17 protein-coding genes are annotated in these 26,123 nt (G+C 67.1%); 7 read left to right on the forward strand and 10 right to left on the reverse strand.

Annotated features, from left to right (window positions below; genetic code table 11):
• Positions 1 to 2: 2 nt before the first annotated feature.
• From trmB to B840_RS11410, 5 genes are read left to right on the forward strand one after another with little or no spacing between them, the layout of a single operon-like run.
• Positions 3 to 785: a tRNA (guanosine(46)-N7)-methyltransferase TrmB gene (gene trmB, locus B840_RS11390; protein WP_042622229.1), complete on the forward strand. Its 783-nt coding sequence runs from the start codon at positions 3 to 5 to the stop codon at positions 783 to 785.
• 31 nt (positions 786 to 816) lie between these two features.
• The gene (locus tag B840_RS11395) at positions 817 to 1,494 is read left to right on the forward strand and encodes an NYN domain-containing protein (RefSeq protein ID WP_042622230.1); all 678 of its coding nucleotides are present in this window, start codon (positions 817 to 819) and stop codon (positions 1,492 to 1,494) included.
• Positions 1,495 to 1,526: 32 nt separating this feature from the next.
• Positions 1,527 to 3,881: an MMPL family transporter gene (locus B840_RS11400; protein WP_042622231.1), complete on the forward strand. Its 2,355-nt coding sequence runs from the start codon at positions 1,527 to 1,529 to the stop codon at positions 3,879 to 3,881.
• Position 3,882: 1 nt separating this feature from the next.
• The gene (locus B840_RS11405) at positions 3,883 to 4,935 is read left to right on the forward strand and encodes a lysylphosphatidylglycerol synthase transmembrane domain-containing protein (RefSeq protein WP_373285103.1); all 1,053 of its coding nucleotides are present in this window, start codon (positions 3,883 to 3,885) and stop codon (positions 4,933 to 4,935) included.
• On the forward strand, positions 4,932 to 5,303 hold the full coding sequence (locus tag B840_RS11410) for a DUF3054 domain-containing protein (protein ID WP_042622232.1): 372 nt from the start codon (positions 4,932 to 4,934) through the stop codon (positions 5,301 to 5,303). Before B840_RS11405 ends, B840_RS11410 begins: the two co-directional genes overlap by 4 nt.
• Positions 5,304 to 5,638: 335 nt before the next feature.
• Here the strand turns inward: B840_RS11410 and B840_RS11415 are convergent, their stop codons facing one another.
• Together B840_RS11415 and B840_RS11420 are read right to left on the reverse strand one after the other, a co-directional pair.
• A complete protein-coding gene (locus B840_RS11415; RefSeq protein WP_042622233.1) occupies positions 5,639 to 6,763 on the reverse strand; it encodes a glycoside hydrolase 5 family protein in 1,125 nt (374 codons plus the stop codon).
• A complete protein-coding gene (locus tag B840_RS11420; RefSeq protein WP_042622234.1) occupies positions 6,756 to 7,859 on the reverse strand; it encodes a glycosyltransferase family 4 protein in 1,104 nt (367 codons plus the stop codon). The genes B840_RS11415 and B840_RS11420 overlap by 8 nt, the downstream gene beginning before the upstream one ends.
• An 837-nt stretch (positions 7,860 to 8,696) precedes the next feature.
• Between B840_RS11420 and B840_RS11425 the strand changes: the two genes are divergently transcribed.
• Together B840_RS11425 and B840_RS11430 are read left to right on the forward strand one after the other, a co-directional pair.
• The gene (locus B840_RS11425) at positions 8,697 to 10,058 is read left to right on the forward strand and encodes a sugar transferase (protein WP_052491188.1); all 1,362 of its coding nucleotides are present in this window, start codon (positions 8,697 to 8,699) and stop codon (positions 10,056 to 10,058) included.
• Positions 10,055 to 11,089, forward strand: coding sequence for a glycosyltransferase family 4 protein (locus B840_RS11430; RefSeq protein ID WP_042622235.1), 1,035 nt, complete (start codon positions 10,055 to 10,057; stop codon positions 11,087 to 11,089). The genes B840_RS11425 and B840_RS11430 overlap by 4 nt, the downstream gene beginning before the upstream one ends.
• 17 nt (positions 11,090 to 11,106) lie before the next feature.
• On the opposite strand, the gene B840_RS11435 is transcribed toward B840_RS11430, so the two are convergent.
• From B840_RS11435 to pks13, 8 genes are all read right to left on the reverse strand, one after another.
• On the reverse strand, positions 11,107 to 12,216 hold the full coding sequence (locus B840_RS11435) for a glycosyltransferase (protein ID WP_042622236.1): 1,110 nt from the start codon (positions 12,214 to 12,216) through the stop codon (positions 11,107 to 11,109).
• Entirely contained in the window at positions 12,188 to 13,186 is a 999-nt protein-coding gene (locus tag B840_RS13910; protein ID WP_229676619.1) for a hypothetical protein, read from the reverse strand. The genes B840_RS11435 and B840_RS13910 overlap by 29 nt, the downstream gene beginning before the upstream one ends.
• 317 nt (positions 13,187 to 13,503) lie before the next feature.
• Positions 13,504 to 14,853, reverse strand: coding sequence for an O-antigen ligase family protein (locus tag B840_RS11445; RefSeq protein WP_042622238.1), 1,350 nt, complete (start codon positions 14,851 to 14,853; stop codon positions 13,504 to 13,506).
• Positions 14,850 to 15,662: a polysaccharide deacetylase family protein gene (locus tag B840_RS11450; RefSeq protein ID WP_229676620.1), complete on the reverse strand. Its 813-nt coding sequence runs from the start codon at positions 15,660 to 15,662 to the stop codon at positions 14,850 to 14,852. The genes B840_RS11445 and B840_RS11450 overlap by 4 nt, the downstream gene beginning before the upstream one ends.
• Before the next feature lie 28 nt (positions 15,663 to 15,690).
• Positions 15,691 to 17,202, reverse strand: a complete 1,512-nt coding sequence (locus B840_RS11455; RefSeq protein WP_084603018.1) for an oligosaccharide flippase family protein — start codon at positions 17,200 to 17,202, stop codon at positions 15,691 to 15,693.
• A complete protein-coding gene (locus B840_RS11460) occupies positions 17,202 to 19,412 on the reverse strand; it encodes a GNAT family N-acetyltransferase (RefSeq protein ID WP_229676621.1) in 2,211 nt (736 codons plus the stop codon). The genes B840_RS11455 and B840_RS11460 overlap by 1 nt, the downstream gene beginning before the upstream one ends.
• A 204-nt stretch (positions 19,413 to 19,616) precedes the next feature.
• Positions 19,617 to 21,167, reverse strand: coding sequence for an acyl-CoA carboxylase subunit beta (locus B840_RS11465; protein ID WP_042622240.1), 1,551 nt, complete (start codon positions 21,165 to 21,167; stop codon positions 19,617 to 19,619).
• A 24-nt stretch (positions 21,168 to 21,191) separates the two neighbouring features.
• Complete coding sequence (gene pks13 / locus B840_RS11470; protein WP_042622241.1) at positions 21,192 to 26,048, reverse strand: polyketide synthase Pks13; 4,857 nt, start codon at positions 26,046 to 26,048, stop codon at positions 21,192 to 21,194.
• Positions 26,049 to 26,123 lie beyond the last annotated feature (75 nt).

Here is a 26,123-nt window from a genome sequence, read left to right on the forward strand (position 1 = left end):
CGATGTCTATTTCAGATTTTCCCGATAAAGAACGGCCCCTGGGCGATCTGCCCGCCGGCCGCCCCCTGCAGACCGACTTCGGCGACGACGGCCGCGACTACCCGCGCCTGGGCACGGTGGGCTTCCGCCGCGGAACTCTCACCGACAACCAGGAGAAACTCTGGGAGGAGAACTGGCCGCGCCTCGGCCGCGTGCTCTCCGACGAGCGGATCGACGTCGATGAATGGTTCGGCCGCCCCGGCGCACCCACCATCGTCGAGATCGGCTCCGGCACCGGCACCTCCACCGCCGCGATGGCTCCCCTGGAGGCCGGCACCAACATCCTCGCCGTCGAGCTGTACAAGCCCGGACTGGCGAAGCTGCTCGGTTCGGTCGTGCGCGGCGGGATCGGCAACATCCGCATGGTGCGCGGCGACGGCGTCGAGGTCCTCGCCCGCATGATCGCCCCCGGTTCCCTGGACGGCGTCCGGATCTTCTTCCCGGACCCGTGGCCGAAGGCCCGTCACCACAAGCGCCGGATCCTCCAGACCGGAACGCTGCACCTCATCGCCACCCGCCTCAAGCCGGGCGGCGTCCTGCACGTGGCCACCGACCACGCCGACTACGCGGAGTGGATCTCCGAGCTCGTCGACGCCGAGCCGCTCCTCGAGCACAAGGCCTGGCCGTGGGCGGAATGTCCGCAGCTGGTTGACCGCCAGGTCATCACCAAGTTCGAGGGCAAGGGTCTGCAGAAGGACCACACCATCACCGAATTCCTCTGGCAGCGCACCGACGCGCCCGCCTGATTTTTCCTCATTTAAGAGAAGAGCACCCACCGTGAGCGACCTTCACGAATCCACCCACCACTACGGCGCCCAGGAGACTCCCGGCCCCGCCAACCTCCTGCTGGTCTGGGACGCCCCCAACCTGGACATGGGGCTCGGTGCCATCCTCGGCGGCCGCCCCACCGCTGCATACCGGCCGCGTTTCGACGCCATCGGCCGGTGGCTGCTCGCCCGCGCCGGGAAGCTCTCCCACGACACGGGCAGCCGTGTCGAGGCGGAGGCGACCGTGTTCACCAACGTCACCCCGGGCGGCGCGGACGTCGTCCGCCCCTGGGTCGAGGCGCTGCGCAACGTCGGTTTCGCGGTCTTCGCCAAGCCGAAGACGGACGAGGACTCCGACGTCGACCCCGACATGCTCGCCCACATCCGCCGCCGCCACGCCGAGGGCGTCCTGCGGGGGCTGGTCGTCGCGTCGGCCGACGGGCAGAACTTCAAGGAGACCATCGACGAGCTGATCGCCGAGGGCCTTCCCGTCACCGTCCTCGGTTTCCACGAGCACGCCTCCTGGGCCGTGGGTTCCGACACGATCGACTTCGTCGACCTGGAGGAGATCACCGGCGTTTTCCGCGAGCCGTTGCCCCGCATCAGCCTGGACCAGCTCCCCGACGAGGGCGCCTGGCTCCAGCCCTTCCGCCCGCTGTCGGCCCTGCTCGCCGGCCGCAACCACTGACAGAACAACCACTGACAGAAAGGGGAAGGCCGATGTTCGAGAAATGGGGACATTTTTCCTACCGCCACCGCCGCCTCGTACCCCTGATCGTCATCGCCGCGATCCTGGTGCTCTACGTGGCTTTCGGTCTCCGGCTCGGCGACCGGATGAGCCAGGAGGGCTGGGACGACCCCGGTTCCAGCTCCACCGCCGCCGCCGCCATCGAGATGGAGACCTTCGGGCGCGACAACAGCGGCGACGTCATCCTCATGTTCGAGGCCCCCGAGGGGCGCTCACTCAATGATCCGGCGACGTTCGGTGCCATCTCATCCCACCTGGAGGACCTGAAGTCCTCCCATCCGGGGGAGATCGCCCACGTCACCAGCTACTTCGACACCCGCAACGCCCAACTGATCAGCGAGGACGGATCCGTCGCCTTCGCCGCCGTCGGCCTCGCGGGCGACGGGGAGCAGACCCTGAAGGACTACCGCGCCATCGAGGATCTACTGATCCCCGAGGATCTGCCCGGGGACGTGTCCACCCGGGTGGCGGGCTCCACCGCCGTCGCCGATTCCCTCGACGACGGCATGGCCGGCGACATCCTCCGGGCCGAGGTGGTCGCCCTGCCGCTGGTGGGACTGCTTCTGCTGGTGGTCTTCGGTTCCGTCGTGGCGGCGTTCATGCCCCTGATCGTCGGCGTCCTCTCCATCGCCGGTTCGCTGGGCATCCTGTCCATCCTGGCGGGCACCGTCCAGGTCAACGTGTTCGCCCAGTCGGTGGTCACGCTCCTCGGCCTGGGCCTGGCCATCGACTACGGCCTGTTCATGGTCTCCCGCTTCCGGGAGGAGTTGGACAAGGGCGTCAGTGTGCCCGAGGCGGTGGGCACCACCACCGCCACGGCCGGCAAGACGGTGGTGTTCTCTGCGGCGATGGTCGCGGTCGCACTCTCGGGCCTGCTGGTGTTCCCCCAGGCCTTCCTCAAGTCAGTGTCCTACGGCGCGATCTCGGCGGTGGGCCTCGCCGCCCTGCTGTCGGTGACGGTGCTGCCGGCCCTGTTCGGGCTGCTCGGCCCCAACATCGACAAGTGGTCCGTGCGCCGCACGAAACGCACGGCCCGGAAGCTGGAGGACACCCTCTGGTACGGCATCCCCGCCTGGGCGATGCGCAACGCCAAGGTCGTCACGGTCGTCATCGCCGGCCTGCTCATCGTGCTCACCCTGCCGCTGGCGGGCGTGAAGTTCGGCGGCATCAACGAGACCTACCTCCCGCCGGACAACGACGTCCGCGTGGCGCAGGACGACTTCAACGACACCTTCCCCACCTTCCGCACCGAACCGGTGAAACTCGTGGTCACCGGCGCCACGGAGCAGCAGCTCGTGGACATCTACGTCCAGGCGCGCGACATCGAGGGCCTGAGCTCGCCGTTCACCCCCGACCAGGGCACCGTCGACGGCACGACGGTGCTCTCCGCCGGCATCCAGGACCGCGACCTCAACAGCGACGTCGTCGACCAGCTGCGTGCCATCGAGGCGCCGGAGGGCGTGAGCCTCTACATCGGCGGCACCCCCGCCATGGAGATCGAGTCCATCGAGGCGCTGATGGAGAAGCTGCCGTGGATGGCCGTCTACATCGTCATCGCCACGTTCCTGCTCATGGCGCTGGTCTTCGGCTCCCTGGTGCTGCCGGCGAAGGCGATCATCATGACGGTCCTCGGCCTGGGCGCGACCCTGGGCATCCTCACCGCCATGTTCGTCGGCGGCGTAGGCGCCGACCTGTTCAACTTCACCCCGGGCCCGCTGATGTCGCCGGTGCTGGTGCTCATCGTCGCCATCGTCTACGGCCTGTCCACGGACTACGAGGTCTTCCTCGTCTCCCGCATGGTCGAGGCCCGCGACAAGGGGAAATCCACCGACGAGGCCATCCGTTGGGGCACCGCCCAGACGGGTTCCATCATCACCGCCGCAGCCCTGATCATGATCGTGGTGGCCGGCGCGTTCGGCTTCTCCGAGATCGTCATGATGAAGTACATCGCCTTCGGCATGATCTTCGCCCTGGCCATCGACGCCACCATCATCCGCATGATGCTGGTCCCCGCCGTCATGCACCTGCTGCGCGAGGACAACTGGTGGGCACCCGCCTTCGTCAAACGTGCCTACGCCCGCCTCGGCCACGGGGAGGCCCCGGCGCCAGCCGTGCCCGCGGCGTCCGCCGCAGGGACGGGGGAGCCGGTGGGCGTCGACAAGCACGAGGACCTCCTGCTGGACGATGAAGCCGTCTTCGTCGTCGACGAGACCGAAGCCGCCCGTGGTGGGCGCACCACCTCCGACGACGAGGGGCTCATCCCGTTCAGCGAACTGATGGCCCGGATCTCGGCCGACAGGGACGGCCCCCGCCAGCTGGGTCGCTGAGGTGCTGCGTCGGATCGCCGCCAACCGGTGGGTACGGTGGCTCGGCCCCCTCGTGGTGCTGGTCATCCTCATCGTGGCTTTCCGCGACCAGCTGCCCTTCCTCGGCGACGGCGTCCGGCGACTCCGTGACGCCGAGCCGGCGGGTGTGCTCCTGGCCGTGACCGCCGCCTTCCTGGCACTGTTCGCCATGGCTGAGGTCATGCGGCTGCTTCTCGACGCCGGCGGAACCCGGGTCTCCCCCCACCGGACCACCGGACTCACGATCGCCTCCAACGCCTGGTCCACCTCCTTGCCCGGCGGCCCCGCCTTCTCGGCGGTGTTCACCTACCAGGTGCAGCGCAGCTGGGGGGCGAGCCGCCTCCTGTGCGGCTGGTTCCTGGTGCTCAGTTCCGCGGTCTCCACGATGTGGCTGGTCCTCATCGGTGTCTCCGGTGTCTTCTTCCTCGGCGCACGGGTCAGCGTGTGGTCCCTGTTGATCACCCTCGCCGCCATGACCGCCCTGTCCTGGACGGTCTACTGGGCCTCGCACCACCCGGCGCAGCTCGAACGGTGGATCCGCACCCTGCTTCCGGCGCTCAACCGGGCGCGTCGGCGCCCCAGTGGTGAGGGGGTTGAATCAGCAGTCTCCCAGATCCACCAGTTCGACACTTTCCACCTGAGCCGGGGCCGCTTCCTGACGGTCGCGGGCTGGTCCCTGCTCAACCGGCTCATCGACGCCTTCACCCTCTACGCCTGCGTGTGGGCCGTCACGGGTACGACCCCCGGCCTGGAGTCCGCCCCCGACCAGACCACGGTCATGGGTGTGCTGCTGGCCTACACCACGGCCAAACTGGCCGGCTCCGCCCAGGTCACCCCCGGCGGCGTGGGCACGGTGGATGCGGTGATCATCGCCACCCTGGTCGCCGTCGGAATGACAGCGGTCGACGCCACGGGCGTGGCCGTGGTCTACCGCCTCATCTCCTTCGCCCTGACCACCATCGTCGGATGGGTGATCTACTTCCTCTCCTACGCGGGCCGGGAGACCGGGGAACCGGCGTTAGAGTTGGAGTCATGACAAGGATCTCCGCGCTGTCCGCCGACGTGATCGCCATCGCCGTCTTCGCACTCTTCGCCCGCATCGCCCACCAGACCGACGACATGCCGTTGAACGTCGCCGGCTGGTTGTCCACCCTGTGGCCCTTCCTGGTGGGTGTCGCGCTGGCCTGGGCCGCCATCGCCCTCGCCGGCTGGAACGGCGCCCGGGTCGCGCCGGCCGGGGTCACCACCTGGGTGATCACCGCAGCGGTGGGCCTGGGTATCTGGAGCCTGCGCAACGGCGAGCTCCCCCACTGGTCCTTCATCCTCGTCGCCGCGGTGATGTCCGGCCTGCTCATGCTCGGCTGGCGCGCGGTCGCTGCCGCGGTGGGCCGCAGGCGCACCTGAGTCGGAGCCCCGGGCTTCAGGAGGAACCCCCGGAATCACGGCAACCCCGGCCCTGCACGGAGCGGGTGACCGGGGTTGCCGATGACCTCTGAGCTAGGAGCTCAGGGAGTGGGTGATCTGGTTGACGAACATGACGATGTAGTTGATGATGTCGCCGGCCAGGTCCAGAACGCTACTCAGCATGGGGAGTTCTCCTTACGCGGTTGTCGAGCGGTTACGTTGGGTACATCGTCCCGGGAAACCGGATCCGTTACATGACGGATCCGAAAACCCGGGTGGATCCCCCACCGGCCGATGGCCGGATCATACTCCGTGACACCATACCGGCAGCCGTCTCAGTCCCCGAATTTCCGACTGCACTCCCCCGCCGCGTCCCGGAGATCGAGAAAAGCGGGTTTCGGGTCACCCGGCCCGACCATCAGACCGAAATAGGATTCCGATTCCTCCGCTCCGAGGTCGATGTCGTGCATCGTGTACATGAAGATCGGCCCCAGGCGCGGATCCGCGACGGTCAGCCGCAGTGCCTCCACCACCATGTCCGCCTGGTCCCGTTCACTCACCCCGCGGTCACCACCGGTGGGGGCGCCATATTCCGTCAACCAGATCATCTTGTCCCCGTCACCCCGGGCGGCCATCAGGCTCTTGACCTCGTTCAACCTGCGGAATGCGTTCCATTCTGAAGTGCCCGACGGCAGCTCGGGGAAGGAGTAGGGGTGCATGCCCACCGCATCGGCATATCGCATCACACCGGTCTCGTAGAGCCGTTCCAGGTATTCCAGATCGTCGAGGGAGTAACCCGCCACATTGTCGGCGGGGGCCAGACCGGCGGAGACGATATGGGCACCCGGGTCTTCCGCCGCGATCCTCGGCGCCGCCGCCGCCAGAAGCTCAGCGTAGGCGTCCGGGTCCGGGTCCGGCCAGAACCTGGCCAGGTTCGGCTCGTTCCAGATTTCGTAGGCGTCCACGCGGTCCCCGTAACGTTCCGCGACCTCACCGGCGAACCTCCCGAATTCACCGGCAGCTCCACTGCCCCGCTCACCGAAGCCCCCGAGCCAACCCGGGTGGGTCTGGATCAGCATCAGGGGGGTCAGCCCCGCCTCAACCGCGGCATCGACGCGCTGATCGAGGCCGTCCCACGCGTACACCCCCCGCCCGGGTTCGATGTCCTTCCAGACCGCCGACAACCTGATCCAGGTGGATCCCAGGAGAACCTGTTCATCCACCATGGCCCGAAAATCCCGGTCGGACAGCTCCTCCCAGGCGGCCGGCCCCGCGATCCCCAGTTCAGGGCAGCCGGACACGACCTCCTCCGGCATCGTCACGCGGGTGTGTTCGCCGGGGCCTGAGGTGGAGGTCGAGATGACGACCACCAGGGCCATCGACACCATGACGGCAAGGGCGACAATAACCCAACTTCTCCGGTCCGAGTGCCTCCCCGGTGCCCCGACGGTGTCAGCCACGGGACAAAGCCTCCAGCATCGCGGGGACGGTGGTCTTCGCGTCATGACGTGCCAGCACCGCGGAACGGGCGGTGTCCCGCAGCTCACGGGCCAACACGGGGTCGTCGAGAAGAGTGCGGATCGCCTCCGCCAGGGCGGGTGCATCCTCCGGCGGAACCAGGATCCCCGCCCCTCCCCGCAGGTATTCGGCGGCACCACCGTGATCGGTGGCGACGACAGGCACACCGTGGGCCATGGCCTCGAGAACCCCCAACGGTCCCGCCTCGGGGGAGGTTGAGGCGGAGACGAGGACATCCCAACGAGGAAGCACATCCCGCTTGTCGACGTGCCCGAGAAAATGCACCCTGCCGGCCAGGTCCGGCTGCGCGGCGCGTGCCCGGAGCAACCTTTCAAATTCCTCCGACCCGGGAAAGGCGGTGCCCGCGATGTCCAGCTGAACGTCCGGCAACTGCGCCAGCGCCTCGAGGAGGACGTCCTGTCCCTTCCATTCCGTCAGCACCGCCAGGATCCCGGCGACGGGACGACCTGGAACGCGGGCAGTGCCGCCGCTCATCTCCTCCGGGACGACAACTCCGTTCGGTCGCACGACGGTCCTGCGCACCCGAGCCCGGATCGAGTCGGCGGTGACCTGCGAAACCGCGACCGCCACTGTCAGGGCGTGTGCCCCGAGGCGGAGCGCCGTCCGCTGTTTCCGGGAATGGATGGTGTCATGGACCAGCCAGGAAACCCGGGGCCGCCGGTCCGGACGGAGGGAGTGCAGCGGGAACGCCAACCCGATCGCAGGCAGAGCGAATGTCGAGTTGACGATCACCGCCTCGGCGCCCCGAGCCGCGCGGCGGACCCGCCGCGCAGTCCTCCACCAGTCGCGGGGGAGCGAAGCCACGGCCCGGAGGCGACGCACCCCGCGCTCCCCACCCAAGCGGTGAAGAGGAACAGGGACGTGCACGATTCCTGCGCCGAAGCTCTCCGGAAGCGCCCCTGGCGGGCAGAGGAGAGTCACCCGATGACCGTCAGCCACCGCTGTCTTCAGCAGTTCAGCGAGGACCCTCTCCGCCCCTGAAACTTCCGCGCCTGCATTCACCGCCAGGATGTGCATGGTGGAACCTCCAAGGTTCTCGGCTCCCCATGTATTACCCGTGGAGTGGGCGCAGGTCTCCCTAACCACCCAGATCGCGCGTGTCCGGACTCTGGAGGAGCGATTCAAGTTCATTCTTGAGCTAACCGCAACACTACCCCACCCCCGAGTGCGGGCAAGCCCCCGGAAACACCTCACAGGCCCCGCACACACGTACGCATCAGTCCACCACTCCCCCTGACCCCCGGACCCGGGAACCGGCGCCCGGGCACCCCGGAGAAACAACTGGACACAACCATGCCCCGAGCGACTGCCGGCCGCCCCGGCCGGACCGCCATGCAGCACAGACCACCGCAGGGAAGGGAAAGGAAAGAGGAGACCCCCCCCAGAAAGCACCCCCCATACCCGCCCACTGAATGAAAAATCTTCTCAGCTTAAGAGACTGCTGAGATGCCCAAGTCAAGCAACAGATCCGCCATTGTGCCAGCACACAACATGCCGTTCCCGAGGAAACTATCCTGCACTAGTTTCTCCGGAAAGTCGATTCGGTGAGGGTGGTGATCCTATAATGAACCTACAACTGGACAAACCGCCGGACAGCAGCTAGTCGCCCCCTCGTGAAGGACGACCCATCTGACCTTCCGACAGGAGCACATGCCGCCAACCGGCCCGAGCCGCTCGCCGGACTAATTCGCCCGCAGCAAGAACGCCCGATGAACTGTCGGGTTAAAGCAAGTGTTCTAACGTTTGACTGGCCGCTTCCCGGAAGCAGGCAAGTCTCCTGTACGGAAGTCAGTGGAGTTTATGGTTCCGATAAACCCGAGTGCATCACCCCGTCAGATCCGGGTGGCTGGAAGCGTGTTCCACCGAGCGGAAAACCGCTCAGTCGGAGTCCGGTTCGCCCACTACGTACCGGATCCGTGGCAACGCCTGGCGGATGGCTTCGCCATCCTCATGGTGTGCCTCCTCGCGGGTCTCCCCCGGCCGGTGCTGACAGCCGCGGCAACGTCCCTCGGCCTGATGGCGGTGCCGCATCTCTACCGCTTCAGACTCGGCCTGTCAGTGCTCGATGACCTTCCACGACTTCTCGTGGCCGGCACCGTAGTCCCCTTTGTGGCCGTCTCAGTGTTCAATCCGGAGCTGGATGTACCCCAGACCGTGTACTTCTCACTGGCCATGGCCGCGAGTCTGGTGGCTTTCAAGACCATCGTGTCCGTCTCCCTCGGCATCCGACGCCGGCGGAGCCCGAAAATTCTGAGCAGGACACTCATCCTGGGCTCCGGGCCGATCGCGCGCCAGCTCAGTAACAATCTCAAGAACATGCCGGAATTCGGGCTACTCCCCGTGGCACTCGTCGACCGCGAAATAGAACCGGCCCAGCCCATTCCCGGAGTGGTGACCGGCAAGTTGGACTCCAACCTTCCCGCACTGATCCGTGAACATCGGGCGACGACCGTCATCATCGCCTTCGGTTCTTTTTCCGACGGCGACCTGCGCAAGGCCCTCCGGTCCTGCGTTCGGGAAGCTGCGGAACTCTACATCGTCCCCCGCCTCCCCGAATACCTCGACCGGGACAATCGTACCGAGATGATCGGGGCCCTCCCACTGCGGCGGGTGGCCCGTGCGGCCCACCGCTCGCTCACGTGGTTCCTCAAACGACCCTTCGACATTCTGGTCAGCGGAGTCGCACTGGTGCTCCTCTCCCCTGTTCTGCTGGCCCTGGCTCTGATGGTGAAGATCAACCACAGGACCGCCCCGGTACTGTTCCGGCAGGAGAGGATCGGCATGGACGGGAAACCCTTCGAACTGTTGAAATTCCGGACCATGACGCCAGCTGACCCCGGCGAATCCGATTCGCGATGGAACATAGCCGGTGACGCCCGCCTGACCCGGCTGGGCGCCACGATGAGACGATTCTCCCTCGACGAGCTACCGCAGATCTACAACGTCTTCCGCGGCGACATGGCTCTTGTCGGTCCGAGACCCGAACGCCCCTACTTCGTGGAGAAGTTCAGCCAGGAATTCCCGGACTACCCCGAACGGCACCGCGTCCCGGTGGGGTTGACCGGGTGGGCCGCCATCAACGGGCTGAGAGGGGACACGAGCATCCGCGACCGTGCCCTCTACGACAACTTCTACATCGAGAACTGGTCCCCCTGGCTGGACCTCAAGATCCTCCTTCTCACCTTCCGGGCAGTCGTCGGCGGGAGCGGGGGATGAACCCCGGGATCGTCTTCGGGGCGCTGGCGCTGCGCCCGGACGGCAGCGGGGTGCAGACCTACCAACGTGAACTCATCCGGGCCATGGCCAACCTGGTGACTCTGCCCACGCTGGCTGCGGTGGTGCAGAAGGACGCCGCCGGCGAGCTGCCCGTTTCCGTTCAGCCGTTGATCCGCCCGATCGCCTCCGGAGCGCGGCGGGCCTTCCAGGGCATGATCCCCGTGTCCGGGGGACTCTTCCACGGCCTCGACGTCGACCTCCCGGTAGGCCAGCGTTCCCCCACCGTGTCCACGGTCCATGACCTTTCCGTCTTCGACACCCCATGGGCCATGTCGAGGATGCGGGCCCGCGGCGAACGCCTCCTGATCCGCAGGGCACTACGAAGCGCCGACGCGGTGATCGCGGTGTCCGAGTTCACCGCCGACCGTGTCGCCGCGTTGACCGGCCGGGAATCAGTGGTGACCCCCCTCGCGCCGGGCCCGTGGGCGAGGGTCCCCTCCGACCAGGTCGTCCGGTTGGTCCGCAGGAAATACCGCCTCCCGCCGCGCTTCGTCCTGCAACTGGGCACCCTGGAGCCACGGAAACGGCCCGACGTGGTCAATGAGGCCCTGCTGGGGACCGGGGTCCCCCTCGTCCTGGCAGGGGGAGGCACCGACGGCCCCCGGCGCCCCGCCGGATCGATGGGGTTGGGCTACGTAGACATGGAGGACATACCGGCCCTCTACCGGGCCGCGGATGTCGTGGCCTACGCCTCCGCCTACGAAGGCTTCGGGCTGCCCCCGGTGGAGGCCATGGCCTGCGGGGCGGTCGTGGTGGCCAGCGCCGTGGGCGGCATCCCCGAGGCGGTCGGCCAGGGTGCCGTTGTGGTCCCGGGGCTGAATACCTCCCGCTGGCGCGCGGCTCTCCGGACGGCCCTCGACGACGTGGATGCCCGTACGAGGCTGCTTGCCGACGCCGCCGTCCGCACCCGCAGCCTAACCTGGGAGAAAACCGCCGCCGCCACCGCCCAGGTGTACACCTCCCTCCTCTGACTCCGGGGGTGAAAAGGTCACAGCACCCCGGCGACGACCTCTGCCATCTTCCGGCGGAATTCGGCCGGTGAAAAGGTGTCGGCCCATGACGTGAGAGCTTCCGTGCCGTAGCGGGAATCATCGAAACTCCGTAGGGCGTCAGCGAAGTTGTGGACGACCTCCCGATGGTCGTCCCCGTCCACCAGGACCCCCGTCTCCCCTGGCCGTACGGTGTCCACCGCTCCCCCTCGCCCCAACGCAATCACGGGGGTACCGCAGGCCATCGCCTCCACCGGAACAATCCCGAAATCCTCTTCGCCAGGCAGGAGGAGGGCACGCGCACCCCGCACCAGATCCCGCATCTCCGCACCCGGCAGACGACCCCGAAATTCAACCCCCGGCCCCGCTGCCGCGCGGGCGCGATCCATGTCCCGGCCTTCACCGACGACGATCAGCCTGACCCCTGCCTCAACCGCGGCTGCCACTGCGAGAGGAACCTGCTTGTACGGCACCAGCCTCCCCACCGCCACAAAGTAATCTCCCTTCTTCACGCCGTGGTCAGGGGAGAAGAATTTTGTGTCCACCGGAGGATGCACCACGGTCGCCGCCCTGTCCCACCACTGCTCGATGCGGCCCCGGACAGCAGTGGAATTAGCCACGACAGCGGTGACGCGGGGCGCCCACTTCCTTTCGTTGCCCCGCGCCCGGGCGGCAAGGGTCCACAGCGCCGCGGACTTGGGGAAGCCGGCCGCCTCGTCCCGGCGGAAGGAGCTGTCCCATGCCCACCGTGCCGGAGAGTGGACATAGGCCACTGACGGGGCGTCAACGGCACCGATCGCCGCGAGTGCGAAGGCATGATGGCTGACCACGACCGCATCAACCTCAGCCGACCGTAGACTCCCGTGTCTCAACGCCCACGGTACGAGGGGGAGCAGGGGTGCGTAGGATTTCTCGCCCGATGCACGGTAGACCCGCTGCAGCGGACCGGTCCGGACCCGGTCCGCCAACCCCCCGGGAATGCCTTCTGCCCGCGCGAAGGGCACGTGGACCTCCGCCTCCGGCCAGATTGCCGCGAGCTCGGCGACGACATGCTCACTGCCGGCGATGTCGGTCAGTCGCTCATGAACGATCGCGATCTTCGATGCCACCGCTGCTCTCCCTTTTCTTTCCGGACCGGACCACCACGAAAGTGGGGACACCGCTCTTGACCAGCCTTTCCACTGCTGTGCCAGCCAAGTTGGCCCGCCGCTCCCCCTTGTCGACCACCACGATGCCCAGCTGTACATCCGAAGGCGACAGTTCCCGCCACCAGGAAGCCGACCAGCTGGTCTGGTGGAGATGCCCCGGGCCGTGGGAGTGGAACGTCTCTCCGGCGTCTGATTCCCCGAGGACAAGGACGTTCCCGCCATCCGCCAGCACGGCGGCCGTCCTCGCCTCCGCCAAGGGTGTGAGTCCCCCGCCCGCCGCCGCCATTTCCCGGTCCACTTCGAAGCGTCGACCGATCATCCGGAGCCAGAGTTCATCCGCCCGCCGGTGTCGTCGCAGCCGCCATATCGTGAGCGGAATCTGCGCGAGAAGGAATATCAGCATCGCCACCACCAGGGTGGTGGACCATATCCTGGGCCACACCTGTTCACCGTTGTTGTCGGACTGGGAAAGCACGAACGGCTGCACCTGCTGCGGCCGAAACTCCCGGTTCTCCTGACGGATCAATCCGATCTGGTCCTCAAGATCCGCCACGTCCGCCGCCGGATCCTCTGCCCGACGTGCATCGATCTGCTCCTGGATCGCAACGATCCTGCGTTCCGCGTCTTCCGCCCACACTTGCACGGATCGGGAGGAGAAGGCATCGCTGCGGAGGATCATGGATTCGATGACCGACTCGGCTGCGGCACGCGACTGGCCGATGCTCGCCGCGCGGGTGGCGACCTCAATCACCCCTGGCACCGCTGTCTCGGCGGCCATCACCCAAGGATCCCCCAGCCCCGCCTCCTCCTTCACCAGATCCCGCGTTGCATGGTCGTTGGCGATCAACGCGTAGAGGGATCCCAGCCTCGCCCGGGTCTCCGAATCAAGGCTCGCATCGGCGGGGGCGCCAAGGGAGACTTCGGTCTTCACCTCATACACCGGATCCATCCGGGAGAAAACGAGGAAGGAGATCCCGGCCGCGACCAGTGCGATGACCAGAGCAACAGGGACGGAACGAAGAAACGCCGCGAAGATCAGTCCAAGGTCGAGGGGGGTAGGGACGGTGGGGGAGGCCGGAACCCGACCGGATGCCGGCCGCGGATCTGTGGACGCTCTATCCGACATTTTCGGATCCCTTCCCCTTTGATCGGACCATCAGCCTTGATCTGAAACTACTACAGAAAGCGCCCGTGGAAAGTGTTTTCCGTCATAATCGCACCTGTTGCCCTCACTTTCGCGGAACGCCATCACAGCTTTTCGTCCACAACGGACGGGATGCCGTTACGGGGGACCGGCCGTCCGGCCGGGGACCACCCCCCGACCAGGGCGGCTTCTCCCCGGGGCACCGATGCCGCGCAGGCCAGCAGCAGCCAGAAGTAGAAGTCCAAGGGGAAAATCTCGAGGTAGGTGGAGAACGCGGCCGCGGCACAGGCGGCTACGGTCACCCCCAGGACCCCCACGGTGAAGCCCCGCTCGAATGCATCTTTCTGAACCCTGATGAGTCGGAGCAGCACGACGATTGCCACCACGACCACCACCCCGTAGAGGAAAAGCCCCCACACTCCGAGTTCAAGCCCGATCTTCAGATACTGGTTGTCAGGCTGGTACTCCCGGACCAGAGGGCCGACGGTCTCCGCAACCTTCTCTGCGGAGGAACCGGTCGTGCCGAGTCCCCCGCCGAAAGGACGGACCAGCATCTGTGGAAGCGTGAGCGACCAGTGCCCGCCACGTTGCTGCAGGCTGCTCGAAGACACCATGGTTGCCAACACCCCCTGCCGGTCGGCAAGAAGGGCCACCGGCGTCAGGAGCAGGGCGACAACGAGTACGGCAGCGAAATATCCGAGCAGTCGGCGATAAAGAACCACCCCCACCACCACCAACGCCACGATCAACCCCAGGAAACTGGCCCGGACAACCGAGGAGGCCATGGCCAGCAGAAGAATCGGGGCTATCACCCAGAAGAGTCTGGACCGTAACCGGCCGGGCTGTGCCAGGGCCGCAGCTCCCGCGACGGTGAGGACAAGCATCATGTAGAACCCGAAGGGAAACGGCTGGTTGAATGTTCCGAAGCTGCGGAGGAGCGGACCTGCGGTCCGGATATGCTCATTCCACTCGTAACCCAGGGTGGCTAGCCGGTACCCACCCGCCACCTGCTGCCACAGGCCGAAGAGAGCACTGAACAGTCCGGTCCCCATGAGGACGGACACCAGCAGGTCTTTGTCTGCCCGGGTGAAGGGGAAGAAATAGACCACCACAGCTGGAATGAGGTAAAAGAACGCAATCTTCACCGGGAAGGCTGCCGCAGTTCCCAGAACCACGAGGGCGGACACTGCACCCACCAGGACCAGGACCAGGGCCGGGACCAGCCACGGGACGACGGTGAACCGTTCCCTGGGGCGGGGGGCGAAGAAACCAGCCGTGGCGACGGCAAGTACCGCCGCTTCCTTCCAGAACGGGGCTGCCGCGGGCATGATCAACAGAAGGCCATGAAAAGGAACCAGGGCGGCCACGGTAATGAGACCCCACTGCGGTCTTCTGGTGGCCACCAGAAAAAGCAGGACGCCTACCACCGCTGTCACTACGATGGCGGTCATCATTTCCACCAGCTTTCCGGCTCCACGTCTTGCACAGCCGGCCAGGTCCAACGTGGACGAAGCAGCCACTTTACCCAGCCGAGTCCGCGCATGTCATCGCGCATAGCCATCCGACGGAGGGTGAAGGGGTCGTCGTCGGGATGGCACCGTCCGTTGGTGAACGACCATCCGGTGCGGTATCCGGCCTCCCTCGTCAGTTCCCTCACCCACTCATTCTGGTGGCCGAAGGGATAGCAGAGGTCCACGACCTCCCTGCCTCCCCATTCCGATAACAGTTCCCGGGACCGGACAAGTTCATCCTGTGCCCTGCCCCGATCCATGGCCGGGAGCGAGACGTGGTTCGCTGTGTGGGAGCACAACTCCGCCCCGGCGGCCACGGCATCCTGTATCTCGCTCAGGTTCATCGTCCTGTCCGCCTTTCCCCACCAGGGCGGGTGCATGCCTAGGCAAGCGGTCACCGGCAGCAAGGTCCAGGGGATCCGCCTGCTCCGGAGGAAGGGAAGCGCATTTCTGTGGACCCCCACCAGGGCATCGTCGAAGACGATGGCGACCTTTCCGGAGACCGGCTGACCGTTGACGAGATTCTCCGCCAGATGCGAGAGATGAACGAACTCATAGCCGAGCCCGGCGACCGTCGTGACCTGTTCGCGGAACACGGAGTTCCGCACGGCGTAGAGATACGGCACGGATGAATCGGGGAGGATATCATGGTACGCCAACACCACCCCCGACCCTCCGAGACGGTTGGTCACAGGGTCCGCCAGTCTACGGAGTCTCCGTGCTCCGGTGCCTTTCAGGGGTTCGTTTGCCACGTTATCCTCCTTCTTCCCACGTTTGCCGTCAGTCGGCAGGCCGTCTGCCGAGGAACGAACGGGCATGGTCGATAATGGCTGCACTTTCCCGGCCTTCCGCCAGCGCAGAGATGAGAAGATGAACCACTGCACTCACCACAGCGACGAGAATCCAGGCGACACCGGTCTCAAGGACCAGGAGAGTCGCCGGTGTCGCCACCGCCGCCGCGATGAGCGACTGTCGGACGAGCAGACCCCACGGAGCTATTCCGGGGACGCCGAGGCTCTCCTGCAGCAGGAGCAGCATGGTCAGAATCATCGTCAGTTCTGTGATGAGCGTCGCCACCGCCGCACCGTCGATCGACCAGAGCGGAATCAGCACCAGGTTGAGGCCGACATTGAGCAGGAGCCCCACCGCCGCCAGCCAGGGAAAGATGCGGAGCTTCCTCGCGGCGATCAGGGCTGAGGTGACCACAAAGGTGAGGCCTGCCAGGGCGCTGCTGGTCACCAGCAGAGCGGCTGAAGTTGCCGCCCCTGCGAACTGGGGTCCATACAAGAGGGTGATCAGTGCACGGGAGCTGGGCCAGAAGACAACTACGGCGAGTCCACCCAACATGGCCGCCACGGCGACCGCCTGAAAGAGGCGCTCACGGAATTTGTCGGGTTTGTCTGGCCATGACGCGATGAGAACGGTGGTGAAGGGAACCGCGAGGGTGCCGACGACTAGTGCAAGCAGGTCCGAGAACTTGTAGCCGATCGCGTACAGCCCGACGGCTTCGTAGGTGTCGAGTTTCTCCAGCATCATCATGTCGATTCTGCTGGCCATAATCAGCAACCCGAGGCCGAGAGAGATCGGGACGGCCTCTTTCAGCATCTCTCCCCAGTAGCTGGTGGCCGCGCGGAAGGATGGCCGGAAACCGGGCTCGAAGAGGCTCGGCAACCATACCCCTCGGGCCGTAAACACGATGACCGCCCTGATGACCGCAGGAACAATGAAGGCGAGCAGCGTCGGATGCATAACCGCAACGAGGACAGTCAAGGCGAACTGTGCCGCCTGCCCGATTATGTCCCAGACAGCGACATAGGTCAGGCGGAGTCGGCTCTGGTAGAGGACAAAGAAGGCGTTGGCCGGTGTCGCCAGAACGATCGTGGTTCCTGCCAGGGCAGCGGCCGCCATGACGGGGGGAGATAACCCCGAGATGACCACATAGCCGAGGGCCAGGAGGTAACCGATTCCCCCCAGCAGGGCGCGGAGGGCAATGAACGAACCAGCGATCTCCGACTCCTCCTCGGGTCTGCCCGATCCCAGACGGGAAAGCACGACACGGCCCACTCCGAGGTCGGTTACCACGTTCATGATGCCGAGCAACGCGAAGACGAACGAGTAACGCCCCCAGTCATCACCCGTGAGCGTCCGGGCGATAACGACACTTCCCGCCCATCCGAAGACTGCCGTGGTCAGCCGCCCGAGGATGAGCGCTGTGCTGCTGCTAAGCAGGAGTCGGTTCTCCGACCTACCGCCTCTCCGGAGCGCACCGCTCGGCTGCGCAATGGTGTTCATCAGTTCTCACCGGACCGGGTGGCGTCGGGAACCCGGTGACGCACCCACCCCGCCCCGCGGCGGAGGTAGCCCGTTATCTCGTTGATCTTCCTGACCAGGGGAATCATCCGGGAACGGGCGGCTGGGGCCGCCACCACGGTGCCCACCCGGTATTCCGAGGTTTGCCAGTCCTGTTTATAGGCTCCACGTCCAATCATTTCATCGACAACTGTGAACCCCAGATCATCGTGGAGCGCGACCAGGTGCTCGAGCATCTGGTGCCCGGGAAGAAGCCGGTTGTACGCAGGGTCAAATCGGGTGAACCATCCCTCTACCCGCCCCCCCGTCTGGAAGGCGATGTTGACCCCGACCCAGGTGGAGCCCACGGTGAGGCCGACGACCAGGAGTTGGCCACCCTCCGCCTCGCGGGTCAGAAAATGCTCCGCGAAGTCCCCATACCCATCCCCGAGCAGATTGACGCGTCGGTCCGGATCCGCCTCACGGGATATACGGGCCACCCGCGCCATCTCAGGCCAGGCCTCCCGAAGCTCCTCCGGTGTCCGGACCACCACGAAACCCACGGGCCCGAACTGCTCCCCGATGCGTTCCCTCGCAACCCGGAAACGCCGGAGCGTTTTTCCGCTGCGGACGTCGCGCGGCGTACTACCGGGCGGAAGGTCGATGACCGGGCAATGTTCATCCGTCTCGTATTCGACGGTCCACCCGCCATGATCCAGCAGGGCCCTGGTCAATGGCGAATCTTCGGGCAGATGCGTCAACTCCAGCACCACCCCGGCATGGTGAAGCCCCACCACCAGCTCATCCAGGGACGCGGTGTCTTCTGCTAGCGCCTCCCCGATGGTGCCCCGGCCGTGGCCGAGCAGCCGGTGCACGAAGATTCCCGCCCGAGAGCGGGCATGCAGCGGCAGCAACGCCACCAGCCGATTTCCCTGGTGCACGGTCGCCACCGCCAGATCCCCTTTACCCAGGGCCCTGAACCAACTCAACCCGTAAGAGGGGCGGGAAGAGAATCGGGTGGAGTGTCTCTGTGCGAGATCCTCCCACTGCTCCTCGAGCTCCTGATCGACGGTGTCGTGGATCCGGAACCGGGTGGGGCCCGCATCGCCAGGGACTCCCGAGGGGAGGGCTCCGCCCTCCGGGTGGCGCCCAACGGCGGCGAGCAATTCGTTCACGATGACTGTCGCCGTGTCCACCATGTTGTAGCGCCTGCGCACGTGCTGATGTCCCGCCTCACCCATCCGCTGACGCAACCCGGGGTCATCGACCAGTATCCGCAACGCCCGGGCGACCTCCTCCCGTTGACGGCAATCGACCAGAAAACCAGTCTCACCGTCCACCACCATTTCGGGGATCGCCCCCGTCGGGTGGGCGATGACCGGCAGCCCCGCCACCATCGCCTCCAGGATCGCGTTCGGAGCCTGGTCAATCACCGAGGGGAAACACAGGATGTCCACCCCGGCGAGGATGTCCCAGATTCTCCCGTCCCCCGGCACCAGATCGTTGATCACGGTCAACCCCGGTTCGGACGGCACCTTCTCCAGCGTGATCAGGGTCAGATCCGCCCGGTCCTTCAGCTCGTCACGCCAGATATCCAGCAGCAGCCTTCCTCCCTTACGCTCCAGCGTCGTGCCGATGAAGACGATGTCCGTCTGCCGACCGGGATCACGCACGGGGACAGGCTGCGTGAGATAAGGGGAATGCACCCCCTTCTCCAGGTGCGCGACCTTCTGCGGGGAAACGCGGTAATCCGCCGAACACAGCGACTTCATTACTTTCTCCGAGGTCGCGAACACCTTCGTCGCCGAATGCAGTACCGGTCGCTCAAAAAAGGGGTTGACCCTGCTCATCGGCCCGGTGAACCGGGTCGGCTTCCGATAGGGAATGCTGAAGACATTCAGCCGGCCCGTGCTGTCGGTGGTGATCACCGTGGGCACGGAACGCAGCAGACCTGCCCCACCGAGCATCGTGTTCTGCGTGTATACGTGCATCGCATCGATCCCGCCGGCAGCCAACCGCTCCCGCACCCGCCGCCGCATCATCCACGACTGCACCAACTGCCCACGCAACGGCTGAAGGTCGAGGTCAAACCGTGCCAGACCTGGAACCGGGGCACGCAGCAGCTTGCCGAGCAGACCCGGCTCCCCACCGTCCAGGAACTCCACCTCGATGTCGCCCCGGTCCGCGAAAATCCTCCGGAACGCGCGGTGCACGGTCCGGTGCCCCCCTATGTTCTCGTTGACGAAAAGGAACCGGGGTCTGGTATCCGCACCTCGCATGAGCTTGATCCTTCCGTGGCCTGACTCCACCGGCAGACCCCGGAACAAGAGAACTCAACAACAACCGGGGTGATCATCCGTCAGGGTCAGAATAACCCCCGACACCCCGCCCTGTCCCCGACTTGGGCCCCCACACATCTACATCGGCATGATCGTGTGCTTCTTGGACAGATCCTGCTCGTCCTTCGTGGCCAGCTGACGCAACGCCCGACGCAACGCCAGACGCGTCTCACGCGGCTGAATCATCGCATCCAGGTAACCGCGTTCCGCCGCGACATAGGGTGAGGTCATGTTCTCGTCGTAGAAGTCCATGAAGAGCTTCTTCAGGTAGTCACGCTGCTCCGGCGGGGCGGCCGCGAGCTGCTTGCCCTGGATCATCACGACCGCCGCGGCGGATCCCATGACGGCGATCTGCGCGGTGGGCCACGCGAAGTTGATGTCACCGCTGAGGTTCTTGGACCCCATCACGGCGTAGGCGCCACCGTATGCCTTGCGCACGATGAGCGTCACCTTCGGCACGGTGGCCTCCACCAGGGCGAAGGCGAGCTTCGCACCGCGGTGGATCAGGCCGGCCTTCTCCTGATCCACACCGGGCAGGTAGCCCGGGGTGTCCACGACGAAGACGAGCGGGATGTTGTACGCGTCGCAGGTGCGGATGAAGCGTGCGCCCTTGTCGGCGGCGTCGGCGTCGATGCAGCCGGCGAGGTGCATGGGGTTGTTGGCGATGAAGCCGACGGCGCGGCCGTCGATACGCCCGAACGCCGTGATCAGGTTCGGGCCGTAGTTGGCCTGGATCTCCACCAGGTGCCCGTCATCGCCGAGCTGGACCAGCAGATCCAGCATGTCGTAGCCGGCGTTGGAGTCGTCGGGCATGAACAGGTCGAGGGCGGGCTCGTCGGCGACGTCCTCGTCGCTGGGCGCGGCGAACACCGGCGCCGGGTCGTGGCAGGTCAGGGGCAGGTGGTCGAGGAGGTCACGGACGGCGTCGAAGGCCTCGTCCTCCGAATCAACGACCATGGAGATGTTGCCGTTGAGCTCCTGCTGGCGGGCGCCGCCGAGCTCCGCGGAGGTGACGTCCTCGCCGGTGACCTCGCGGATGACGTTCGGGCCGGTGACGTACATCTCGGACTCGCCGTCGACGGCGATGACGAAGTCGGTGGTCACCGGCGCGTAGACGGCGCCACCGGCGGAGCGACCGAGCATGACGGAGATCTGCGGGCTGCGGCCCGAGAGCGGGAGCTGGCGGCGGGAGATCTCAGAGTACATGGCCAGGGACGTCACGGCGTCCTGGATACGCGCGCCGCCGGAATCCTGGATGCCGATGACCGGGCAGCCGACCTTGATGGCCATCTCCATGACCTCGACCACCTTGCGGCCGAAGGTCTCACCGACGGAGCCGCCGTAGACGGTCTTGTCGTGGGCGTAGATGGCGACGGGACGGCCGTCGATACGCCCGTAACCGGTGACCACGCCGTCGGAGTAGACAGCGTCGTCCACGCCCGGGGTCTTGGCCAGGGCGCCGATCTCGACGAAGGAGCCTTCGTCGAGAAGCGAGGCGATGCGTTGACGGGGAGTCGAACGGCCGTCCTCGTCGCGCTTTTTCCGGGCGCGTTCGCTGCCGGGGTCGCGCGCCTGCTCCAGGCGGGCGCGCAGGTCAGCCAGTTTGGCCGCGGTTGACGTGTCAGTCACAGATCACCACTCGATTCGTTTCCGCTAGTCGTCCAGTTGCTCGATGCGCCGGGCCATGTGCGCGCCCACGACGCCGATGGCCGGCTCGTCGGGGACCGCGAGGTGATCGCCCTTCAGCTGGATGATGTCAAGGTCGTCAACGATAGCCGACCAGCCACCGTCGGGGTCAACATGCGCGTACCGCGGCTCGAGCTCGATGGCTCCGTCGTGCATGCGCTCAGAACGGAAGAGCAGGACGGGCGCGTCCACCTCGGCCCAGCGGGCGAAGTCGAGCTTGTCCAGGATCCGGTTGTCCACGAAGCTGGCGCGCTGGTGCTCCAGCACACCCGCCGCCAGGCCGTGCTCGGAAGCGTCGGTGGTGGCCAGGAACTGCTCCAGCATGGTGAGCATGGCTTCTTCGCCGGCGGTCTCCAGGATCTCGAAGGGGACGGGGAAGTCCAGGCCGTAGGTGCGGCTCGCGAAATCGCTGTACCGCTCCCAGCGGGCCTTCGTCTCCTCCATCGTGTCCGGGATCGGCTCGGAGGGCTGCGCGGTGTCGAGCAGCGCGATGTAGGCGACCTCGACGTCGGTGTCCTTGAGCTGGTGCGCGACCTCGTAGGCCAGCGCACCGCCGAAGGACCAGCCGCCGAGGACCACCGGGTGGCCTGCGGAGTACCCGCGGATCTCGTCGACGTAGGCGGCGGCCCGCTCCTCGAGGGTGCCCTCGAGGCGCTCGACGCCGTAGACGGGGATGTCCTCCGGCAGCCGGCGTGCCAGCGGCTGGTACACCACGGAAGAGCCGCCCGCCGGGTGGAACATGAACACGCTCGGCTTCGCGGAACCCTCCGGACGCGCCCGCAGGACGCGGATGTTGCCCTCGACCTCGGTCTCCAGGGCTTCGCGCACGATGTTGGCCAACGGCTCCAGCGTGTCCACGCCGGTGACCTGGCCGGCCGTGATCTCCAGGCCGGCCCGCTCCGACAGCCGCTCGGCGATCCGCTCTGCGACGTCCGCGTCCACCTCGGGCAACCGGGTCGTCACACCCGCCGGCGCCTTGCCGGTGATGGTGGCCCAGGTGCCGAAGACCATGCGCTCGGCGGCGTCGCGCGGGGCGACGCCGACCCCCTGGGAGGATTCGCCCTGCTCCGGCTCGGGGGTCTCGCGCACGTCCTGCTCCGCCTCCTCGACGTCGGCGGCGGACACGACCGGCTCGAGGAGCGGGGTGCCACTGTTCTGCTGCGCGGCGACAGCGTCCTCGACGATCTTGACGACGTCGGAGACGGAGGCGTCGCGGAGCGCCTGGACCTGCAGGGGCGGGATCTGGAAGTCATTCTCCACGCGGTTCTTGATGCGCATGCCCATGAGGGAATCCAGGCCCAGGTCGATGAGGGGGAGCTCACCCGGCAGGTCGTCGACGTCGTAGCCCATCGACTCGGAGACGATGGCGCGCAGGCGCGCCTCGACCGTCTCCCCGGAGGCCGGGTCCCAGCGGAGTTCCTCGATGTCGAGGTCCCCGGCGTCGTCGGCCGCGGCGGCCGCCTCTGCGGGGGTCTCCGGCAGAGGCTGCACACCCGGGAGGGCCGACGGGACGCCCAACTTGAGGGAGGTGGCGAAACCTTCCGCCAGCAGGGTCGTGCCGGTTCCGGAGACGCCGTGGACCGTGACGGTCACGCCTCCCACGCCCCGGGTGACCACCGTGGTGATCTCCCCCGTGGCCGGAAGCATCGCGTACTCCTCGGCGGCGACGAGCTGCGCGCCCGGCTGGACGGCCTCGGCGGCGCGCTCGAGCAACGCCAGGGCGGAGGGCACCTGGTTGGCGTCCGTGCTGAAGGCGACGACACCGCCCGGCAGGGTGACCCGCTGGCCCGGCAGCTCCGCGGGGCGGTGGCTGGCGGGGCGTGCGTTGGTCCAGTAACGCTGGTGCTTCCACGTGATGTGCGGCGCCGGCAGGACCTCGCCGGGGCCGTAGACCAGGGAGAAGTCGACGGGGGCGCCGGCGGCGTAGAGCTTGGCCAGCAGGTCCCGCAGGGCCTCGACCTCGCCGACCTTGCGCTTGAGGGCGAAGAGCAGCTGGGCGTCGGGCTTGCCCACGGAGAAAGCGGTGTTCATCATGCCCATGATCCCCACGGGGTTCGGGGCGATCTCGACGAGCATGGTGTGGCCGTGGGCGAAGGCGGCCTCGGTGGCGTCCTGGAAGTAGACGGCCTGGCGGGTCATGCGCAGCCAGTAGTCGGTGTCGTGGACGGTCTCCCCGGGCTGGTGGAGCACGCCGCGGTCGACGGAGCTGAACAGCGGGGTGTGCAGCGGCTGCGGGGTGATGCCGGCGGTCTCGAAACCGAGCTCGCCGAGCAGCGGCTCCACCGCGCTGGTGTGGCCGGCGCCCTTGACGTTGAGCAGGCGGGCGAACTTGCCCTCGCCCTCGAGCTTCTCGACGAGCGCGGTGACCTGGTCGCGGGGTCCGCCCACCGTGGTCATGCCCGGTGCCGCGTACACGGCCGGTTCGATGTCCGCGAAAGCCTCGTCCGCGTTGAGTTCGGTGAGCTGGCCGGTGGACAGCTCGACCACGGCCATCGCGCCGAGCTGGTCCTCCGGCAGGGACTTCTCCCCCTCGCCCATGAGGCGGGCGCGGTGGCAGGCGATCTGCATGGCGTCGGCGGCGGTGAGGCCGCCGGCGGCGTAGGCCGCGGCGATCTCGCCCATGGACATGCCCATGACGGCCGCGGGCTTCGCGCCGAAGGCGGCCAGCAGGTCGGTCAGTGCGATCTGGATGGCGGTGACGGCGACCTGGGCGGTCTCGGTGTCGTAGGTCTGCTCGTCGTCGGCGACGATCTCCAGGATCGACCAGCCGGACTCGAACTGGACCCGCTCGTCGAGCTCGGCCAGCCGGGCCCGGAACATCGGCGAGGCGGCGACCAGCTCCTTGACCATCTTGCGGTGCTGGGAGCCGAAGCCGGAGTAGACGAATACCGGGCCGGCCGCCGACGGGGAGTCGGCGGCGGTGATCCCCACCGACACCTTGCCGTCGGCGACCTGGCGCAGGCGCTTCACGGCCTCCTCCACGGTCTGCGCGTTGACGACGGCGCGGGAGCGGCTGTGGTTGCGGCGGGCCAGGGAACGCGCCAGCGGCACCAGGTCGGTGTCGGGGCGCCCCTCGAGGAAGTCGGCGACGTCGGCGGCGGCCTGGCGGCGCCGGGAGGGCAGCAGGCCGGAGACCGGCAGCAGGACCGCATGCGGGTGCTCCGGGTCGACGAGCTGCGCCTCGACCGGCGTCTGCAGCTCCGGCTCGTAGTCCGCCGGGTCGAAGGAGCTGACCACCACGTGTGCGTTGGTGCCGCCGAAGCCGAAGCCGGAGACTCCGGCGACCTTGTGCCCGGAGTAACCGGGCCACTCGCGGGGGTCCTCGACGACCTCGAGCCGTTCCGCGTCGAAGTCGATGTAGCGGTTGGGAGCGGCGAAGTGCAGGGAGGGCGGGATCACGCCGTGCTGCATGGCCTGGACGACCTTGATCAGGCCGGCTGCGCCCGCGGCGGACTCGGAGTGGCCGATGTTGGACTTGACCGAACCCAGCAGGGTCGGGTGCTTCGGGTCGCGGCCGTCGCCGAGCACGGCGCCGAGGGCGGTGGCCTCAATCGGGTCGCCCAGGATGGTGCCGGTGCCGTGTGCCTCGATGTAGTCCACCTCGGCGGGGTCGACGCCGGCGTCGTCGTAGGCGCGGCTGAGGACGTCGATCTGGGCGTCCGGGTTGGGGGCGGTCAGCCCGTTGGAGTGGCCGTCGGAGTTGACGGCGGACCCCTTGATGACGGCGAGGATCTCGTCGCCGTCGGCGATGGCGTCCTTGACGCGCTTGAGCACGACCACGCCGGCGGCGTCGGAGCGGATGAAACCGTCGGCGTCGTCGGAGAAGGCGTGGATGTGGCCCGTCGGGCTGAGCACGCCGAGCTCACCGAAGGCGGTGGTGACGAACGGGGAGGCGAGAATGTTCACGCCGCCGGCCACGGCGACATCCGAGTCGCCGTCCCGCAGCGAACGGACCGCCTGGTGGACCGCCACGAGCGAGGACGAGCACGCGGTGTCCACGCTCACGGACGGTCCGCGGAAGTCGAAGGCGTAGGAGATGCGGTTCGGGATGATCGAGCTGGCCGTGCCCGTCAGGGCGTAGGGGTGTGCTTCCGCGGGGTCGGCGGCGATGAGCATGCCGTAGTCGTTGTTCGAGGAACCCAGGAACACTCCGACGGGCGCGCCGCGCAGCGTGTTGGGCGCGAGGTGGGCGTTCTCGAGCGCCTCCCACGTGACCTCCAGCATGATCCGCTGCTGCGGGTCCATGTTGGCGGCCTCCAGGGGCGAGAGCCCGAAGAACTCCGCGTCGAAGCTGGCGAGATCGCTGAGGTATCCGCCGGTCAGGGGCTGCTCCGCCATCTTGGCGGACATGACCTCCTCCCCCGAGTACTCCGACCAGCGGCCGATCGGCAGCTCGCCGGTGCCGTCGCGGCCCTCGACGAGCATGGACCAGTACTCCTCCAGGGTGTCCGCGCCCGGGAACCGGCCGCCCATGCCGATGATGGCGATGTCGTGGGTCCCCGGGGTCTGCGAGGAGCCGCCGGCGTGGCGGGCGCGGGGGCGGGTGCGTTGGCGGGAGGCGGGCTCACCGTCGACGAGCCGCTGCGCCAGTGCCTGGATGGTGGGGTATTCGTAGGCGATGGTCGCGTCCAGCTGCACGCCCAGGAGGTTCTCCAGTGCGCCGGACAGGATGACCGCGTCGCGGGAGGAGAGGCCGAAGTTCTCCATGGGTTTGGTGTCGGTGATTTCCTCCGGGCTCAACCCGGACACCTGGACCACCCAGTCGCGGAGCCACCCGCGGAGCTGCTCGACGGTCATCGTCGCGGGGGTGGGGCTCTCACTCATGTGCGCGGTCTTCCTTTTCCATCTTTTGTCCAGCACAGTTTTTTCGTACGGGACGCTATCGCCTGTGTGGATCCC

It is taken from the genome of Corynebacterium marinum DSM 44953 (assembly GCF_000835165.1).
Taxonomy (GTDB): Bacteria; Actinomycetota; Actinomycetes; order Mycobacteriales; family Mycobacteriaceae; genus Corynebacterium; species Corynebacterium marinum.

What these genes read in the sequence shown, in the direction of transcription:
- B840_RS11430 (WP_042622235.1), top strand. Translation starts at nt 10,055, where the DNA reads ATGAACCCCGGGATCGTCTTCGGGGCGCTGGCGCTGCGCCCGGACGGC.
- B840_RS11420 (WP_042622234.1), bottom strand. Translation starts at nt 7,859, where the DNA reads ATGCACATCCTGGCGGTGAATGCAGGCGCGGAAGTTTCAGGGGCGGAG.
- trmB (WP_042622229.1), top strand. Translation starts at nt 3, where the DNA reads ATGTCTATTTCAGATTTTCCCGATAAAGAACGGCCCCTGGGCGATCTG.
- B840_RS11400 (WP_042622231.1), top strand. Translation starts at nt 1,527, where the DNA reads ATGTTCGAGAAATGGGGACATTTTTCCTACCGCCACCGCCGCCTCGTA.
- B840_RS11410 (WP_042622232.1), top strand. Translation starts at nt 4,932, where the DNA reads ATGACAAGGATCTCCGCGCTGTCCGCCGACGTGATCGCCATCGCCGTC.
- B840_RS11455 (WP_084603018.1), bottom strand. Translation starts at nt 17,202, where the DNA reads ATGAACACCATTGCGCAGCCGAGCGGTGCGCTCCGGAGAGGCGGTAGG.
- B840_RS11445 (WP_042622238.1), bottom strand. Translation starts at nt 14,853, where the DNA reads ATGATGACCGCCATCGTAGTGACAGCGGTGGTAGGCGTCCTGCTTTTT.
- pks13 (WP_042622241.1), bottom strand. Translation starts at nt 26,048, where the DNA reads ATGAGTGAGAGCCCCACCCCCGCGACGATGACCGTCGAGCAGCTCCGC.